Origin of the sequence: Pectobacterium carotovorum (assembly GCF_900129615.1) — a bacterium.
In the GTDB taxonomy this organism is placed as follows: Bacteria; Pseudomonadota; Gammaproteobacteria; order Enterobacterales; family Enterobacteriaceae; genus Pectobacterium; species Pectobacterium carotovorum.
Genome location: NZ_FQWI01000003.1, coordinates 378177 through 397718 on the forward strand (window position 1 = coordinate 378177; position 19542 = coordinate 397718).

At 51.7% G+C, this 19542-nt stretch carries 13 protein-coding genes; 12 read left to right on the plus strand and 1 reads right to left on the minus strand.

Annotation, left to right across the window (positions count from 1 at the left end; all coding sequences use genetic code 11):
- Window positions 1–31: 31 nt before the first annotated feature.
- From BUB06_RS08760 to hemH, 8 genes are all read left to right on the plus strand, one after another.
- Entirely contained in the window at window positions 32–427 is a 396-nt protein-coding gene (locus tag BUB06_RS08760) for a DUF454 family protein (protein ID WP_039472405.1), read from the plus strand.
- 212 nt (window positions 428–639) lie between these two features.
- Entirely contained in the window at window positions 640–1197 is a 558-nt protein-coding gene (apt, locus tag BUB06_RS08765) for an adenine phosphoribosyltransferase (RefSeq protein WP_010303030.1), read from the plus strand.
- 74 nt (window positions 1198–1271) lie between these two features.
- Entirely contained in the window at window positions 1272–3335 is a 2064-nt protein-coding gene (dnaX, locus tag BUB06_RS08770; RefSeq protein WP_039472407.1) for a DNA polymerase III subunit gamma/tau, read from the plus strand.
- A gap of 40 nt (window positions 3336–3375) precedes the next feature.
- Complete coding sequence (locus BUB06_RS08775) at window positions 3376–3705, plus strand: YbaB/EbfC family nucleoid-associated protein (RefSeq protein ID WP_005976112.1); 330 nt, start codon at window positions 3376–3378, stop codon at window positions 3703–3705.
- The gene (gene recR, locus BUB06_RS08780) at window positions 3705–4310 is read left to right on the plus strand and encodes a recombination mediator RecR (RefSeq protein WP_014914551.1); all 606 of its coding nucleotides are present in this window, start codon (window positions 3705–3707) and stop codon (window positions 4308–4310) included. Before BUB06_RS08775 ends, recR begins: the two co-directional genes overlap by 1 nt.
- A gap of 180 nt (window positions 4311–4490) precedes the next feature.
- Window positions 4491–6374 carry a molecular chaperone HtpG gene (htpG, locus tag BUB06_RS08785; RefSeq protein ID WP_174435938.1) on the plus strand — a complete coding sequence of 628 codons (1884 nt, stop codon included), beginning with the start codon at window positions 4491–4493 and terminating at the stop codon, window positions 6372–6374.
- A gap of 264 nt (window positions 6375–6638) precedes the next feature.
- Window positions 6639–7283, plus strand: a complete 645-nt coding sequence (gene adk / locus BUB06_RS08790; RefSeq protein WP_010303043.1) for an adenylate kinase — start codon at window positions 6639–6641, stop codon at window positions 7281–7283.
- Window positions 7284–7504: 221 nt separating this feature from the next.
- Window positions 7505–8467: a ferrochelatase gene (hemH, locus tag BUB06_RS08795; protein ID WP_010303048.1), complete on the plus strand. Its 963-nt coding sequence runs from the start codon at window positions 7505–7507 to the stop codon at window positions 8465–8467.
- 107 nt (window positions 8468–8574) lie between these two features.
- On the opposite strand, the gene ybaL is transcribed toward hemH, so the two are convergent.
- Window positions 8575–10260 (minus strand): YbaL family putative K(+) efflux transporter, encoded by a 1686-nt coding sequence (gene ybaL, locus BUB06_RS08800; protein ID WP_010303052.1) that lies wholly within the window; start codon window positions 10258–10260, stop codon window positions 8575–8577.
- Between the two features lie 668 nt (window positions 10261–10928).
- On the opposite strand from ybaL, the gene ushA reads away from it, so the two are divergent.
- From ushA to BUB06_RS08820, 4 genes are all read left to right on the plus strand, one after another.
- Window positions 10929–12578, plus strand: coding sequence for a bifunctional UDP-sugar hydrolase/5'-nucleotidase UshA (gene ushA, locus BUB06_RS08805; RefSeq protein WP_010303056.1), 1650 nt, complete (start codon window positions 10929–10931; stop codon window positions 12576–12578).
- A gap of 236 nt (window positions 12579–12814) precedes the next feature.
- The gene (locus tag BUB06_RS08810; RefSeq protein WP_039472410.1) at window positions 12815–14830 is read left to right on the plus strand and encodes a discoidin domain-containing protein; all 2016 of its coding nucleotides are present in this window, start codon (window positions 12815–12817) and stop codon (window positions 14828–14830) included.
- Window positions 14831–14991: 161 nt separating this feature from the next.
- Window positions 14992–16980 (plus strand): discoidin domain-containing protein, encoded by a 1989-nt coding sequence (locus BUB06_RS08815; RefSeq protein WP_039472412.1) that lies wholly within the window; start codon window positions 14992–14994, stop codon window positions 16978–16980.
- 291 nt (window positions 16981–17271) lie between these two features.
- Window positions 17272–19425, plus strand: a complete 2154-nt coding sequence (locus BUB06_RS08820; protein ID WP_039472414.1) for a carbon starvation CstA family protein — start codon at window positions 17272–17274, stop codon at window positions 19423–19425.
- The last annotated feature ends 117 nt before the right edge of the window (window positions 19426–19542 follow it).

Consider the following 19542-nt stretch of genomic DNA (forward strand, 5'->3'; position numbering starts at 1 on the left):
TATTGGTAGTGAACAAAGCAGAAAGGTGAATATGTATCGCGTGTTGCTGATGATATTGGGGTGGGTTTCCGTTGTGCTGGCAACGTTGGGTGTCGTGTTGCCCTTATTACCAACAACGCCTTTCTTGTTACTGGCCGCTTGGTGTTTTGCCCGCTCGTCCCCGCGTTTCCATGACTGGCTACTGTACCGCTCCTGGTTTGGCAGCTATCTGCGCTATTGGCAGCAACATCGGGCGTTGCCGCCGGGGGCAAAATGGAAGGCTGTCACCATGATTCTGTTAACGTTCGCGCTTTCACTCTGGCTGGTTAAGCTCGTCTGGGTCAGGATCTTGCTGTTGGTCATTTTGGCTATTTTGCTGACCTTCATGCTTCGTTTACCTGTGATTGATCCAGAACAACAAACGCAGGGCGCGGATCCGAAAAGATAGTGTAAGCGGCGGCCTCTGTGACGGGAATACAAAAAATACGCACCCAGAGTGTGGACAGTTGCATTTATCCGTCACTTTGACTAGATTTGACCGTTTTCGTGCGCGGGTCGCCATTTCCTCTTTGTCATAATGCCTCTTCATCACGTCATGCGATGATGGAAGCCTTGTGGCGACCGGCATTGTATGTTCAGAACGTTTTATCAGGCACAACTATGACGACCGTAACAGCGCAGCAGCAGGCAGAATTAATTAAAAACAGTATCAAAAGCATCCCCGATTATCCGAAGCCGGGCATACTGTTCCGTGATGTTACCAGCCTGCTGGAAGATCCTGTGGCCTATGCGGCCAGTATTGAGATGCTGGCAAACCGTTACCGCAACACCGGTGTGACGAAGGTTGTCGGTACTGAAGCGCGTGGTTTCCTGTTTGGCGCCCCGGTTGCGCTGGCGCTGGGCGTGGGTTTTGTTCCCGTGCGTAAACCGGGCAAGCTGCCACGTCCGACGATCAGTGAAAGCTATGAACTGGAATACGGTTCAGATACGCTGGAAATTCATGCAGATGCAATCTCCGCTGGCGATAATGTGCTGGTGATCGACGATCTGCTAGCAACGGGCGGTACGCTTGAAGCAACGGTGAAATTGATTCGTCGTCTGGGCGGTACGGTCAACGATGCCGCTTTTATCATCAATTTGTTCGATCTGGGTGGCGAGCAACGCCTGACCGAGATGGGTGTCACCTGCTATAGCCTGGTTGACTTCCCCGGACATTAATCATAACAGTCTCGCCGATAGCGGCGTGGCTGTGTTAGCATGATCGCCTCAATAACTCGACTGTTGCGGTATTGATGAGCTATCAGGTTCTTGCCCGTAAGTGGCGTCCCCAAACCTTTGCCCATGTTGTCGGTCAGGAACATGTCCTGACCGCGTTGGCTAACGGCCTTTCCCTAGGCAGAATTCATCACGCGTATTTGTTTTCTGGCACCCGCGGTGTCGGGAAGACGTCGATTGCCCGTTTGCTGGCAAAAGGGCTGAATTGCGAACAGGGCGTGACGGCAACGCCGTGTGGCCAGTGTGACAACTGCCGCGAAATCGAACAGGGCCGTTTTGTCGATTTAATCGAAATCGATGCGGCGTCTCGCACTAAAGTCGAAGACACGCGCGATCTGCTGGATAACGTGCAGTACGCGCCTGCGCGTGGGCGATTCAAGGTGTACCTGATTGACGAAGTACACATGCTATCGCGCCACAGCTTTAATGCGCTGCTGAAAACGCTGGAAGAACCGCCTCCGCACGTCAAATTCCTGCTGGCGACCACCGATCCGCAAAAACTGCCAGTGACCATTCTGTCACGCTGCCTGCAATTTCACCTCAAAGCGCTGGATGTCGAACAGATTCGTGCGCATCTGGAACAGGTATTACAGGCAGAAAACCTCGTCAGTGAACCTCGGGCGCTGCAACTTCTGGCGCGTGCTGCTGATGGGAGCTTGCGTGATGCGCTGAGTTTGACCGATCAGGCCATTGCCATGGGGCAAGGGCAGGTCACGACCGCTTCAGTCAGCCAAATGTTGGGCACGCTGGACGATGAGCAACCGCTGGCACTCATTGAAGCACTGGCGAAAGGCGATGGAGCACAGGTCATGTCGCTGTTAGACCAGGTCGCGGCACGCGGAGTAGACTGGGAATCGCTGCTAGTGGAAACCCAGACGCTGCTACATCGTATTGCGATGGTCCAACTGCTGCCTGCGGCGCTGGGTGATGATTACGCCGCAGTTGAAGCGCGTATGCGAGATTTGGCGCGTGCGCTGCCGCCCGCAGAAGTGCAGCTTTACTACCAGACGATGCTCATTGGTCGCAAAGAACTGCCTTTTGCACCCGATCGTCGGATGGGCGTTGAAATGACGCTACTGAGAGCGTTGGCGTTTCATCCCAGCCAGATTATCGCCGAGCCTGTAGCGCCGGTGAGCGCTGCGCCAGCTCAAACTGCGCGTGTGCTTTCTATTCAGCCTTCTGTGCAGCAGCCCGTTGCGACGGTATCGGCGACGGTCCGTGCGCCAGTGCCACAAAATACAGCAGCTCCCGAAGATATGCCGCCGTCATCTTACTCTCCCGAGCCGCCGATGGATGCCTCTGCCTATGCGCCGCCGTTAGGGGAAGCGCCCGCTTCAGCGGAGCAGCATGATGAGAGCGAATTGCCTGATGCGACGTCTCAGCTATTACAGGCGCGTAGTCAGCTCTTGCGAAAACAGGGGAGTACGCCACCAAAAAAGGCTGATCCGGCAGCGTCTGACAACACGCGGCCGGCAACCTCAGCGCTGGAGCGATTGGCTTCGGTGACTGAGCGCAGCATTCAACGGCAAAACGCGAAAACGTCCCCCTCCGAGCCCAAAAAGCCGGAAGCGTATCGTTGGCGGGCGCAGAATAAAGTCGAAGAAGAGAAGGTCGACATCGCAACGCCAAAAGCGCTGCGTTCGGCATTAGAGCACGAAAAAACGCCAGAACTGGCGGCACGGCTGGCGGAAGAGTCACTGGAGCGAGATGCATGGGCGGCGGAAATCCATCGCCTGACGTTGCCAAAGCTGGTACAACAGCTGGCACTCAATGCGTTTAAAGAGAGCGAAGAGGCAGACAAGATTCATCTGCATCTGCGTTCATCCCAGCGGCATCTGAATTCGCCTGCGGCGCAAAAGACGCTGGCGGACGCATTGACGGCTCACTACGGGCATCCTGTAGAATTACTGATTACTGAAGACGACAATCCTGCGGTGCGAACGCCTTTGGAGTGGCGTCAGGCTATCTATGAAGAGAAGCTGGCGCAGGCGCGTCAGTCGATTCTGGCCGACACAACGATTCAAACGCTGCGGCGTTTCTTTGATGCGGAACTGGACGAAGAAAGTATCCGCCCTGTTTAACCGCTGCGAGTGCGCAGCCCGACGTGATAGAGAGAAAACTATGTTTGGTAAAGGTGGAATTGGCAACCTGATGAAGCAAGCCCAGCAGATGCAGGAAAAAATGCAGCAGATGCAGGAAGAAGTGGCGAATCTGGAAGTCACGGGCGAGTCGGGTGCAGGTCTGGTGAAAATCACGATCAACGGTGCGCATAACTGCCGCCGTGTTGAGATCGATCCAAGCCTGATGGAAGACGACAAAGAGATGCTGGAAGACCTGATCGCTGCGGCGTTCAACGATGCCGCTCGTCGTATTGCTGAAACGCAAAAAGAGAAAATGGCGTCTGTTTCCAGCGGTATGCAACTGCCGCCGGGCTTCAAGATGCCGTTCTGATGCAGACCAGTCCGCTTCTTGAATCACTGATGGAAGCGCTGCGCTGCCTGCCGGGCGTTGGGCCCAAGTCGGCGCAGCGCATGGCGTTTCAACTGCTGCAACGTAACCGCAGTGGCGGTATGCGTCTGGCGCAGGCGTTGACACGGGCGATGTCCGAAATCGGTCACTGTAGCGATTGTCGGACATTCACCGAGCAGGACGTTTGTGCGATTTGCTCGAACCCGCGTCGCCAACAAAACGGGCAGATTTGCGTGGTAGAAAGCCCGGCTGATATTCATGCCATTGAACAGACGGGGCAGTTTGCCGGTCGGTACTTTGTACTGATGGGGCATTTGTCGCCGCTGGATGGCATTGGCCCGGACGATATCGGTTTGGGGCGGCTGGAAGAGCGCCTGCAAGTGGAATCGATAAGCGAAGTGATCCTGGCTACCAATCCGACGGTAGAAGGCGATGCTACGGCAAACTATATAGCGGAACTGTGCGCGCAACACGGCGTGATGGCCAGTCGCATTGCACACGGCGTTCCCGTTGGTGGTGAGCTGGAAATGGTCGATGGCACCACGCTTTCCCATTCGCTCGCGGGTCGTCAGCCTTTCCGGTTTTAATCTGTCGGCTGCCAGCATCATTATCTGGCAGCCGCAGTCTTGTTTTCCTCTTTCATCTCACCGTTTTCTTTTTTCGCTGAAATTTACCCCTTGAAATCCCCTCGGTTTATCCCCATTTGCTACTTATCGTCAGTTTAATCAGCCTGAATAATATTAGGATTGAGGTAAGCAATAATGAGTATGAAAGGCCAAGAAACTCGCGGGTTCCAGTCCGAAGTTAAGCAACTCCTGCATTTGATGATCCATTCGCTTTATTCCAACAAAGAAATTTTTCTGCGTGAATTGATCTCCAACGCCTCCGATGCGGCAGACAAGCTACGTTTCCGTGCGCTGTCCACACCAGAGCTGTATGCGGGTGATGGCGATCTGCGCGTGCGTGTGTCTACGGATAAAGAAAAACGCACCCTGACGATTTCTGACAACGGTATCGGCATGAGCCGTGACGAAGTCATTGATAATCTGGGTACGATTGCGAAATCCGGCACCAAGGCCTTTCTGGAATCTATGGGTTCCGATCAGGTTAAAGATAGCCAACTGATTGGTCAGTTCGGTGTGGGTTTCTACTCCGCCTTCATCGTGGCGGATAAAGTGACCGTGCGTACCCGTGCTGCGGGAGCGAGCGCCGATCAGGGCGTGTACTGGGAATCTGCCGGGGAAGGGGATTACACCATCGCCGACATCACCAAAGACGATCGCGGTACGGAAATCACCCTGCATCTGCGTGAAGGTGAAGACGAATTCCTGGATGACTGGCGTGTGCGTTCCGTCATCAGCAAATATTCCGACCACATCGCGCTGCCAGTAGAAATCCAATCCCAGACAGAAAGCGAAGAAGAGGGCGGCGAGTCCACCGTTAGCTGGGAAAAAATTAACAAGGCGCAGGCTCTGTGGACGCGCAGTAAATCTGAAGTCAGCGATGAAGAGTACAACGAGTTTTATAAGCACATCTCCCATGATTTTACCGATCCGCTGAGCTGGAGCCACAACCGCGTGGAAGGTAAGCAGGAATACACCAGCCTGCTTTATATTCCTGCCCGTGCACCATGGGATATGTGGAACCGCGATCATAAACATGGCTTGAAACTGTACGTTCAGCGCGTCTTTATTATGGATGACGCCGAGCAGTTCATGCCGAACTACCTGCGTTTTGTGCGCGGCCTGATTGATTCCAACGATCTGCCGCTGAACGTTTCCCGTGAGATTTTGCAGGACAGCCGTGTGACGCAGAACCTGCGTAATGCGCTGACTAAACGCGTGCTGCAAATGCTGGATAAACTGGCGAAAGACGACGCGGAAAAATACCAGACGTTCTGGCAACAGTTTGGTCTGGTGCTGAAAGAAGGCCCGGCGGAAGACGGCAGCAACCGCGAGGCGATCGCGAAACTGCTGCGCTTTGCCACTACGCAATCCGACAGCTCCGCACAGACGGTATCGCTGGAAGATTACGTTAGCCGGATGGTGGAAGGTCAGGACAAGATCTACTACATCACCGCAGACAGCTATGCGGCGGCCAAGAGCAGCCCGCATCTGGAGCTGTTCCGTAAGAAAGGCATCGAAGTATTGCTATTGTCCGAGCGCATTGACGAATGGATGATGAGCTACCTGACCGAGTTCGACGGTAAATCCTTCCAGTCGGTCAGCAAAGCAGATGACACGCTGGACAAACTGGCTGATGAAGAAAACGATGCGCAGAAAGAAGCACAAAAAGCGCTGGAGCCATTTGTTGATCGTGTGAAAACTCTGCTGGGCGAGCGCGTTAAAGATGTGCGTTTCACCTACCGTTTGACCGATACGCCTGCGATTGTCGTAACGGATGCTGATGAGATGAGCACGCAGATGGCGAAACTGTTCGCCGCAGCGGGCCAGCAGGCACCGGAAGTGAAGTACATTTTTGAACTGAACCCAGAGCACGCGTTAATTAAACGTGCGGCTGACGTTTCTGATGAAGCTGAGTTTGGCGAGTGGGTTGAACTGCTGCTGGATCAGGCTCTGCTGGCCGAACGCGGTACGCTGGACGATCCGAACCTGTTCATCCGCCGGATGAATCAGCTGTTAAGTGCCTGATAGTGATATCTTCCAGACCCCGGTGATAGCCGGGGTCTTTCCCCTGACTTTTACGCTTCCTTCCGCTATTGGGTGTTTCTTCGTCTACACTGAATGGCAACATTGGGCAGACGGCAAACCGAATTTTTAGGTATCTGGCTTTTTTTCATCTGCCTGCGTGTTGCTGAAGCGAGCCCGTTCCTTGAGCATAAGCGTCTGGAATGGTATGGTTTAGCGTTTTTCAAATTTATTTTATAAATATTACATAGCAAGGGGATTTACGCGATGCGTATTATTCTGCTGGGCGCTCCGGGCGCAGGCAAAGGTACTCAGGCTCAATTCATCATGGAGAAATACGGTATTCCGCAGATTTCCACGGGTGACATGCTGCGTGCAGCGGTAAAAGCGGGTACTGAATTGGGCAAGCAGGCTAAAGAAATCATGGACGCAGGTAAGCTGGTCACTGATGAGTTGGTCATTGCTCTGGTTAAAGAGCGCATCGCCCAGGAGGATTGCCGTAACGGTTTCCTGCTGGATGGTTTCCCACGCACCATTCCACAAGCTGATGCGATGAAAGATGCAGGCATCAATGTGGATTACGTTATCGAATTTGCCGTTCCTGATGAACTGATCATCGATCGTATCATTGGCCGTCGCGTTCATGCGGCGTCCGGTCGTGTCTATCATGTAAAATTCAATCCGCCTAAAGTTGAAGGCAAAGACGACGTGACGGGCGAAGATCTGACTATTCGTAAAGACGATCAGGAAGATACCGTGCGTAAGCGTCTGGTTGAGTACCATCAGCAAACTGCACCGCTGGTTTCTTACTATCAGAAAGAAGCTGACGCGGGTAACACGCGCTATTTCAAAGTAGAAGGCACGCGTAAAGTGGAAGAAGTTCGCGCAGAACTGGAAACCATTCTGGGCTAATTTTTCTACACGAATCATACCAAACACCTGAATGCCAGACGACCGTCTGGCATTTTTTCGTTCTGAAATCCTCGTTTGCTTTGTTTCCTCTATTGGTAGCATCGGCGTTATCCCTGCTATCTACCCGTATTTGTTTAGCTTTTTTTCGCTACAATAGACATTTGATGTTACGCACTGGCGGGCTGAGAGAAAGCCTGCTTCTCCATAAAAGGAAGACGGCGATGAAACAAGAGAAATACGGCGTGCTGATGGTGAACTTAGGGACACCCGATGCCCCGACGCCGCAGGCGGTGAGGCGTTATCTGGCGGAGTTTCTCAGCGATCGACGCGTGGTGGACACGCCGCGTCTGCTATGGTGGCCGCTGTTGCGCGGTATCATCCTGCCAACACGCTCACCGCGAGTGGCGAAGCTCTATCAATCGGTCTGGATGGAAGAGGGATCGCCGCTGTTGGTGATTAGCCGTCGGCAGCAGCAGGCACTGGCTGCACGTATGCCGGAAACGCCTGTTGAACTGGGGATGAGCTATGGTTCGCCCAGTCTGCGTTCGGCGCTGGATAAGCTACTGGCGCAAGGCGTAACGCAACTGGTGGTCTTGCCGATGTATCCGCAGTATTCCTGCTCAACAACAGCAGCCGTGTGGGATGGGTTAGCGGCGCAACTGCGTGATAATCGTCAGTTGCCTGCGATTCGCTTTATCCGTGATTACGCCGAACATCCTGCTTATATTGCAGCGTTGAAGCACCGTGTCGAGCAGTCTTTTGCTGAACATGGTGAACCCGACAGATTAGTGATCTCCTATCACGGTATTCCCGAGCGGTATGCCAATGAAGGGGATGACTATCCGCAGCGCTGTCGAGCGACCACAGAGGCGCTGATTGCTGCGCTGGGGCTGCCGGAAGGCAAAATAATGATGACTTTCCAGTCGCGTTTTGGCCGTGAACCCTGGCTGACGCCATATACGGATGAAACCATGCAGGGGCTGCCCGCGCAGGGAATCAAGCACATTCAGATCATGTGCCCCGGTTTTGCGGCTGACTGTCTGGAAACGTTGGAAGAGATTCAGGAACAGAACCGTGAAATTTTCCTGCACGCAGGCGGAGAGGCATTTCACTATATTCCTGCGCTCAATGACGATCCGCTGCACATCGATCTGCTGGAACAGTTAGTGAGCAAAGCAGAGTAGGGGCAAGACAGTTTTTGTCTGGCGATGCTTGACGGGTATATCGCACAACGTAAAAAAAATGGCAGGCATTTATTTGCCCGCCATTTTCGTATTCAGCGTGTAGCCACTTAGATAGGACACGCCTGAGGCGCGGGTGGCATGTCATCCAGCTTCAACATAGTGATCATGCTGTTGGCGATTTCCCGCTCTCCCATGACCACTTCGTTGGCACCATGCTCCATAATGTAGCTGACTTCATCGTCATAGTGCGCCCGGGCGATAATCTCCAGATCGGCACGCTTCTCACGGGCTGCCGCGACGATTTCCCCCGCCTCATAGCCGTTCGGAATGGTCAGCAATAGCCAACGGGCGCAGTCCAGACGCGCAATATCCATGATTTCAGGCTTGGTGGCGTTACCTAATACGGCTTTAATTCCCTGTTCACGCAGTGCGTCGACGCGTGTACGTGAATTCTCAATGACAACGATGGGAATCCCTGCCTGATGCAGTTTGGCACCAATCAGGCTACCAACACGACCATAGCCGACTAGCAGCGCATGGTTGCACATATCGACAGGAATCTGTTTCTCTTCCTCAATCGCTTCTTCCACGATCTGCTCTTCTATTGTTTCGTTCTTCGCCAGATAGCGTTCAAGCAGCGTAAACAGCAACGGGTTTATCATGATGGAGAGAATGGCACCGGCCAGTACCAGATTCCGTCCTTCTTCGGACAACAGCCCCAGCACAATACCGAGTCCAGCCAAAATAAAGGCAAATTCACCGATTTGCGCCAGACTGGCGGAAATCGTTAATGCTGTCCGCTTAGAGTGACCAAAAAGTCTAACCAGCACGAAAGCGGCGGCTGACTTACCGAACACGATAATCGCCAGCGTGATCAGTACGGAAATCGGGTCGTTCAGCAGGATCATCGGATCAAACAGCATACCGACGGAAACGAAGAACAGTACGGCGAAGGCATCGCGCAGCGGCAACGTATCGTGCGCTGCACGCTGGCTGAGTTCAGATTCGTTCAATACCACACCAGCGAAGAATGCGCCCAGTGCAAAGGAGACATCGAACAGTTTCACCGCGCCAAAGGCGATACCCAGTGCCATGGCTAACACTGCCAGCGTGAAAAGCTCGCGTGAGCCAGTGCTGGCGCTTTTTGCCAATACCCAAGGCACCAGACGACGACCTACGACAATCATCAGGGTAATAAACGCAATCACTTTACCGATGGTCCAGGCCAAATCGGTTAGCAGTTTGCTGGTGTCGGCATGCTCAGAGCCGATCATGTCACCGAAGGCCGGTAGCAGAACCAGCGTAAGGACCATCGCCAGATCTTCCACAATCAGCCAGCCGATAGCGATTTGACCACGCTGACTATCAATAAGCTGTCGTTCCTCCAGCGCACGTAGCAGAACGACGGTACTGGCGGTTGAGAGGCAAAGGCCGAAAACCAGGCCGCTCGCCAGGCTCCAGCCCAGCATGGTGGATAACCCCATTCCAAGCAGCGTTGCCACGGCAATCTGGGCTATCGCGCCGGGAATGGCGATGGACTTTACCGCCATGAGGTCTTTCAGTGAAAAGTGCAGGCCGACGCCAAACATCAGCAGGATGACGCCAAGTTCAGCGAGTTCTGATGCCAGTGAGGTATCGGCAACGAAGCCGGGGGTAAAAGGACCGACAAGTACGCCTGCGGCAAGGTAACCAACAAGGGGAGAGATTCGCAGGCGGTTTGCCAGAATACCAAGGAGGAAAGCAAGAACCAGCCCCCCAGCGATAGTAGAAATTAGCGGTGTTGCAGCATGCATCCCAACTCCTTGTGCCATAGGTGAAACGTAATTGAGCGGATTTACCCTTCTTGCCTTGATGCTACAGCGTGGTTAGCGGCGCTTACGTACCCTGATCACTCTTATTATGTACCGAAAAGCGTATTGGGATTCGTTCGTTTGCTGTCTGGCTGCAACGCCAATTATTCTGGGCATAGATAAATTCTATTGCATATAGCGAAATGTTGCTTGGATAAAAGTGGTATTTTGTGAAAAATATCAGTTTATCCAGCTAAAGATAGTGTAACACAGATTTAAGGGTGGTTTCTCGCGATAAGCATTGATAAACATGCGTAATTATTCTGATAGAGTGATGTTCTTGGTCGTAATGCCTTACTGCTTTTCTGTCTATTCAGCGGAATAATTTTATCCACTGGCGTAAAACGCCAGAAAACAGGGGATAAGCGGTGTGATGCCGGATTATTCCGATGAAGCATCCATATTAGCAAGAGTTCGTGACGGGACGACGACAGTGTCGAGTCAGCGCGATATCACTCTAACTGCTATACCTAATCTGATTTTGTCGGCTATCGCACATTGCTGACGGACAGGGTGAATGCGCTTCGCGCATTGTTCATCTTGCTGTGCTAATTTGTGTGGTGAATTTCTCAGTGGTTCCACTGGGTCTTTAAAATAAACGGAGATTTATCATGCGCTTTTCAACAAAAGCTCTGGGATGTGCGCTGGCGGTATCGCTGGCGCTAACACCTGTTATGTCAATGGCTTGGGAAAAAGATAAAACGTACGCCATCACTATTTTGCATACCAATGACCATCACGGCCACTTCTGGCATAACGACCACGGTGAATATGGGCTAGCGGCGCAAAAAACGCTGGTCGATCAGATTCGTCAGGAAGTGGCGAGTAAAGGTGGCAGCGTACTGCTGCTTTCCGGCGGTGATATTAATACCGGCGTGCCTGAGTCCGATTTACAGGATGCAGAGCCAGATTTCCGCGGTATGAACATGGTCGGCTATGATGCCATGGCACTCGGCAACCACGAATTTGATAATCCACTGTCTGTCCTGCGTCAGCAGGAGAAATGGGCGAAATTCCCTCTGTTATCGGCCAATATCTATCAAAAAAGTACCAGTCAGCGCTTATTTAAGCCTTATGCCCTATTCGACAAGCAAGGTGTGAAAATCGCGGTTATCGGCCTGACAACGGACGATACGGCCAAATTAGGCAATCCTGAGTATTTTACCGATATTGAATTCCGTAACCCTTCTACGGAAGCAAAGCAGGTTGTTGAGCAGTTGCGGAAGAGCGAAAAGCCGGATGTGATTATTGCCGCGACGCACATGGGGCACTATGACGACGGTAATCACGGTTCTAATGCTCCGGGTGATGTGGAAATGGCGCGTAGCCTGCCTGCTGGATATCTGGACATGATTGTCGGCGGTCACTCGCAGGATCCGGTCTGTATGGCGCAGGAAAATAAAAAGCAGGTGGATTATGTGCCGGGCACGCCTTGTGCACCCGATCGTCAGAACGGTACTTGGATTGTTCAAGCGCATGAGTGGGGTAAATATGTCGGCCGTGCCGATTTCACATTCCGCAATGGTGAGTTGAAGCTTGAGCATTACCAGTTGATTCCGATCAACCTGAAGAAAAAGGTAGAGAAAGACGGCAAGACCGAGCGTGTTTTCTATACGCATGAAATCACGCAGGATCCTGACGTTATGAAAATGCTGACGCCGTTCCAGGAAAAAGGGCAGGCGCAGTTGGGCATCAAGATCGGTAGCGTGAAAGGCAAACTGGAAGGCGATCGCAATCAGGTGCGTTTCCGTCAGACCAATCTGGCGCACGTGCTGCTGTCGGCACAGCTTGAGCGTGCAGGGGCTGATTTTGCCATCATGAGCGGCGGCGGTGTACGCGACTCGATTGAATCAGGTGATATCACCTACAAAGATGTGCTGAAGGTTCAACCGTTTGCCAACACGCTGGTTTACGTGGATATGAAAGGTAGCGACGTCGAGAAATATCTGGCCGTAGCCGCCAATAAAAAGGTGGATTCCGGTGCCTATGCGCAATTCCTCAACGTCAGCCTGACGGCAGACGGGCAGGGTGTGCAGAATGTGAAGATCAAAGGTGAGCCGTTGCAGGCCGATAAAGTTTACCGTATGGCAACGCTGAACTTTAATGCGATGGGCGGCGATGGTTACCCACGCCTTGATAATCTGCCGGGCTATGTGAACACCGGTTTCGTTGATGCTGAAGTGCTGAAGCAGTATATCGAGAAGCATTCACCGCTGGATGCGGAAGCCTACGCGCCGAAAGGTGAGATCGTTTATAAGTAACAAATAGTGATGGCGGTTTTTGTCTCTTCACTGATGACATAAACCGCCATTTTTTCTGGGTGTTATTCTGAGATAATCATGCCGCATTTAAACCTTTAACTACCAAAAGGCATTAAATCTAATTTGCTGATTTAATTGATTAAATAACCTTATGTTTAGTAAAGTGCTTTAAAATAAAAGACCTGCCAAATACACGATACTCCTGATACACCCTAACTAACGGAGTAGTCGGTACGATGAAAAACGTAAATATTGAAATCAACGTCTGTGGCAACGCGGAAAAATCAACCTGTACTGTTAATCCCCTCATTCAAGCTGGTTCCCATACTTGCTGCCATTCAGACAACGGCGGTGGTCAGGAGCCCGGTGTTTCCGGTGTTGCTTCCGTATTCGGGCGTACCGGTATCGTGACTGCACAACCCGGCGACTATACCGCCGATCAGATCACCGAAACCGCCACCAGAAAATTTGCCTCGCCGGATGAAAAAGCAATCTGGAATGCAAAGCAGGATGCATTAATTTCTGGCACCACTATCCGCACGCTCTTTGGCCAATCGCTGCTGGGCAGCGGTGATTTTTCACCGACGCCAGCGCAGATGGGGGTTGCGGCCGCGGATCACACGCACACCACCGCGGACATCACTGACTACACGCAAAAAACGAAGCAGCTCATCCATTCCTCGCTGGAAGCCGGGACGGGGGTGGCGCTGAGTTATAACCCGGTGAACGAGAAAACGGTAATCAGTGCTACGGGCGGTGGTTCGGGCAGCGGTGGCTCTGGCTATATCGTTGCCGATCGTCAGGGCGCAACGGCAGGGCAAAATCACGTATTCAACATTACCCCACAAAGCACGTTTAATCTCGCGGCGTATGCGCTGAAAGAAGTCGCTGGCGCAACGAATCAGACTTATGTGGTGGATGATTTCGGCGTGTCTAGCGAAGGGAACTACAACGTAACTCATGCTGCTGTGTTTGATAACACATTACGTCCCTATGTCGGAAAGCTATATAACCTGGTGCAGTCCGGTAATTTTTATTCGTCACCAGTTAAATCAGACGGTAAAAGCATTGAAATTGATGCTGTTAATAAAACGTTGATTCCTGCGATGACAGCAAATAATAGTTCAGTTGGCTACATGGTTGACGCATCGTCCGAGTATTCAACGCAATACGCGGCGTGGACAGCATTCAATGGAACGTTAAATCGATACTGGGCATCCAAAACCGTACCAACAGTGGCTAACCCACATTGGTTGCGTATTACTATGGCGGCTCCTGTATTGATTGATACATACAGAATAACAAACGAAAACCTGAATCCTGGGCCACTCAGCCCGAAATCGTGGATGTTTCAGGGGAGTAATGATGGTACAACGTGGGATACGTTACATACGGTATCTAATGATACTCGTGATGGGAGGGGAGCGGTTCGAGAATATACGTTCACCAATAACACGCCGTATTCATCATTCCGTATTTTAATAACCGCGCAAAATGCTGGCCCACATGTCCAAATTGGGGAGTTTGAAATATTCCGCCGCGAGCGACTGTTGATTAACGGTAGTGATGGTAAGTGGTATTCAGCGAACAATGGGATATTAACATCGGTCCCAGCACCATCTGTGGCGGCAGATTTTTATGAGACTGGTTTTTTGTCATCTGGCGTAATACCTGAATCATCATTGTCAGGAATACAGCCAGTAACGATTTTTTCATCAAAAAATATTGATGCAAAAGTGCTATATACACCGCATCCTCAAATTGCAATACAGAAAGTCGCATCGAGCGCGGCGTTATGGTCACAAATCAACTCCGCAGTGCTGACAGCGACGCAGACGGGCAACGGCAAGGTACGTGTCGCCGTCACACGGGATCTGGTGAACTGGCATGTGTTGCGGAGCGGGGCGTGGGTTGATGTGGGGGCGCTGTCAGCAGATACAGTTGGCGCAGAAGCATTGATTGCGGACGGCATGACGCCAGCGGAGTTCGGCGGCATTACGGCGGCACAGTGGACGCAGCTGTTTTCATCCAATAACGGCGTGCCGGACTCACTCGCGTTTGCGTTTGCACTCGATATCACTGACCCGGTCACCGATGTAGCGACCATTGACCGACTGGTGCTGAACGTCAACGACGCTTCCAGTTGGAAAGTGCAGACCCTGGCGGAGGTAGAAATCCGCTGGCGCACGGACAGCGTGACATTCCGCACTACGACGGCTGGTAATTACAAACTGGCGTATCAGGTTCCGTAATTATTCACCCGATAACATATTTCACTGGCCGCGTATTTGCGGCCATTTTTGCTTCTTTTTTATATAAAAGGAAAAGGTGGATTAGTAAAGTTCGTTGAAATAATACACTGGATAAATAAGTGATACTCCTTATTCCTTTTATTAATGGAGTCATCAATACTATGAAAGATATCAATATTGAAATTAATGTTTGTGACAGTACAGGAAAATCAACATGCACTGTTCATCCCCATACATGCTGCCATTCAGACAATGGCGGTGGTCAAGAACCCGGTGTCTCTGGCGTTGCCTCCGTATTCGGACGGACTGGCGTTGTAACGGCACACACTGGCGACTATACAGCCGATCAGATTACCGAAACCGCCACCAGAAAATTTGCCTCGCCGGATGAAAAAGCAGTCTGGAATGCGAAGCAGGATGCATTAATTTCTGGCACCACTATCCGCACGCTCTTTGGCCAATCGCTGCTGGGCAGCGGCGATATTTCACCGACGCCAGCGCAGATGGGCGTTGCGGCCGCAGATCACACGCACACCACAGCGGAAATCACCGACTACACACAAAAAACAAAGCAGCTCATTCATTCCTCGCTGGAAGCCGGATCGGGTGTGACGCTGAGTTATAATCCAGCGAATGAGAAAACCATTATTAGTGCAGCAGGCGGTGGTTCCGTCGGCGGTTCGGGTTATATTGTTGCCGAACGGTTGAGCGCAACGGCAGGGCAAAACCACGCGTTCAGCATTCGCCCACAGAATACATTTAATCTCGCGGCGTATGCGCTGAAAGAAGAAGCAGGGGCGGTAAATCAGACTTACGTTGTTGATGACTTTAATGCGTCGAGTGAGTCAGGTTATAACGCAACGAGTGCGGTTGTTTTTGATGGGCAAGTACAGCCGTATATGGGCGGAGTTGTCGAATTGGTCGGATCAGGTGGAGAATATTTTGCAGATATAAAACCTGATGCTAAATCGTTATCAATCGATGATATGGAAACAACATCCATTATCCCTGATATGGAATCAAATGTATCTCCGAGCGGATATACGATTTCTTCATCATCGATATACACTCCTGCATATTCTGGGTGGATGGCGTTTTCGTCGACCAATCCTGGTTTTTGGAATTCTGAAGTTGGACCAACAGCTGAAGCACCTCAGTGGTTGCGGGTAGATCTACCGAACCCAGAAGCTATCGGCGGCTATTCAATCCAGAATCGATTATCATCTGTTATCAGTAGCCCACGATCATGGCGATTTGAGGGAAGTCATGATGGGATTACATGGGAATCCCTTCATTCTGTTAATAATGATACGAATAGTAACACTGGGGTTATCAGAGAGTACAGAATATCCTCATCAGTAGCGTATGCGTCATACCGAATTATTATCACTGAATCAAACCCAAATACTAACTATGTTGTTATACAAAACATTAAATTATTCCCTCATGCCCGCATGTTGATTAATGGCAGTGATAATGCATGGTATACGGTTAATAATGGATTGCTGGAGAATATTGCAACAGCTGACTTTGGTCGTGGGTTTTCATCATCTGGGACGATTAATGGATCTGATGTTTCTGCTATTTCTCCGTTCTCAGTACATGCAGAGAATCAGCGTAATATTAAATTGACGTATCTCCCGAATTCACAAATTGTTATCAACAAATCTCTATTATCTGCCTCTGCTGGTTTATGGGCTCAAATCAATGCTGCCACGCTAACAGCAACGCAGACGGGTAACGGCAAAGTGCGTGTTGCTGTGACGCGGGATCTGGTGAACTGGCATGTCTTGCGGAACGGGGCGTGGGTCGATGTGGGTGCGCTGTCAGCAGATACCGCAGGTGCAACGAAACTGATTGCTGACGGCATGACACCCGCAGAGTTTGGCGGCATTACTGCGGCACAGTGGACGCAACTATTTTTATCTAACAACGGCGTACCGGACTCACTGGCGTTTGCGTTCGCACTCGATATTACCGATCCATCGGCAGATGTCGCGACCATTGACCGACTGGTGCTGAACGTCAACGATGCTTCCATTTGGAAAGCGCAGTCACCCGCGGAAGTGGAAATCCGCTGGCGCACCGACAGTGTGACATTCCGCACCGCGACGGCGGGTAATTACAAACTGGCGTATCAGGTTCCGTAATCGCCCATCACATTAACACTCTACTGGCCGCGAACGTCGCGGCCTTTTCGTTTTATACCGCCCAATTTATCCCCAGCCACTCACTGCGTCATTCTAACCGCTTAGCTCGCTATTCTGCCGCCTACCCAAATACCCGCCCCACGCGCGTACGCGATGGCGTAATGTGCCGCCACTATTTTCCTTTATCTGAAATACGCGATAACCCGCGTTATCGCACGACGCATTACCAGGGTTTATTTTTCTACAGCTAACAAAATCAAACGATTGTGATTTTTAATTGAAGGATGTCTTATGAAGAGCAACGCCATTCTTAAACACATCCCTTGGATGATTCTTGGAATCATCGGGGCTGCTTGCCTCGGCGTAGTCGCACTACGTCGCGGCGAGCACATTAGTGCATTATGGATTATTGTTGCTTCTGTCGCCGTTTACCTCGTGGCTTATCGATACTACAGCCTGTATATCGCACAAAAAGTCATGCAGTTAGATCCGACCAGAGCAACCCCCGCCGTTGTGAATAACGACGGTCTTAACTATGTGCCAACGAACCGTAACGTCCTGTTCGGGCACCACTTTGCTGCTATCGCAGGTGCAGGTCCGCTGGTTGGGCCGGTGCTGGCCGCGCAGGTTGGCTACTTGCCGGGCACTTTATGGCTGTTGGGCGGTGTGGTGTTGGCGGGTGCTGTGCAGGACTTCATGGTCCTGTTTATTTCGACCCGTCGTAACGGCGCGTCGTTAGGCGAAATCGTTAAGAAGGAATTAGGCCCAGTACCGGGTACGATTGCGCTGTTCGGCTGCTTCCTTATCATGATCATCATTCTTGCCGTACTGGCACTGATCGTGGTGAAAGCGTTGGCAGAAAGTCCGTGGGGCGTCTTTACCGTGTGTTCTACGGTGCCGATCGCGCTGTTCATGGGCGTCTACATGCGCTTTATCCGTCCGGGTAAAGTCGGTGAAATCTCGGTGATCGGGATCGTATTGCTGGTGCTGGCAATCTGGTTTGGTGGCGTAGTGGCACATGACCCGTACTGGGGCCCAGCGCTGACCTTCAAAGATACGACCATCACCTATACCCTGATTGGTTATGCCTTCGTGTCCGCACTGCTGCCAGTATGGTTGATTCTGGCGCCGCGTGACTATCTGGCGACCTTCCTGAAAATTGGTGTCATCGTCGGCCTGGCGATTGGTATCGTGATTCTGAATCCCGATCTGAAAATGCCAGCGGTAACGCAGTTTGTGGATGGCACCGGTCCAGTCTGGAAAGGTACGCTTTTCCCGTTCCTGTTTATTACGATTGCCTGTGGCGCGGTGTCTGGCTTCCACGCGCTGATTGCTTCCGGTACTACGCCGAAATTGATGGCTAACGAAAACGATGCGCGTTTCATCGGTTACGGTGCCATGCTGATGGAATCTTTCGTGGCGGTCATGGCGCTGGTTGCGGCGTCTATCATCGAACCGGGTCTGTACTTCGCGATGAATACTCCGCCAGCGGCGCTGGGTATTACTATGCCGGATCTGCATCGTCTGGGTACAGCAGATGCGCCGATGATTCTGGCACAGTTGCAGGATGTATCCGCCCACGCGGCGGCGACCGTTAGCTCTTGGGGCTTCGTGATTTCTCCTGAGCAGATTCTGCAAACGGCGAAAGACATCGGTGAACCTTCCGTTCTGAACCGTGCAGGCGGTGCACCTACGCTGGCTGTTGGTATCGCACACGTGTTCCACCAGATCATCCCTGGTGCCAACATGGGCTTCTGGTATCACTTCGGTATTCTGTTTGAAGCGCTGTTCATTCTGACGGCACTGGATGCGGGTACGCGTGCTGGCCGTTTCATGCTGCAAGACCTGTTGGGTAACTTCGTTCCGTTCCTGAAGAAAACCGACTCTCTGATTGCTGGTATGATCGGTACGGCGGGCTGCGTCGGTCTGTGGGGCTACCTGCTGTATCAGGGCGTGGTTGATCCACTGGGCGGCGTGAAGAGCCTGTGGCCGTTGTTCGGTATCTCCAACCAGATGCTGGCTGCCGTGGCGCTGATTCTGGGCACGGTTATCCTGATTAAGATGAAACGTACGCAGTACATCTGGGTAACGCTGGTTCCGGCGATTTGGCTGCTGATCTGTACTACTTGGGCGCTGGGCCTGAAACTGTTCAGCGACAATCCTCAGTTGGAAGGCTTCTTCTACATGGCGAACATGTTCAAGGGCAAAATTGCGGAAGGCGGTGCCGATCTGAGCGCGCAGCAGATTTCGAACATGAACCATATCGTGACTAACAATTATACCAACGCCGGTCTGAGCATTCTGTTCCTGATCGTGGTGTACAGTATTATTGCGTACGGTATTAAAGCGGCACTGGCTGCACGTAAAGTGGCTGAACGTACCGATCAGGAAACCCCGTATGTTCCGGTTCCTGAAGGTGGCGTTAAAGTTTCTTCCGGCCACTAAGTGACTCGCGCCCGTCGGATTTTGCGAGACAGCTAGCAAGGCTGAACGTGAAAGATGACGGGTACAGATACCCTGTATAATGTATAACGTTATACAGGGTATTTTTTATCTAGCTGC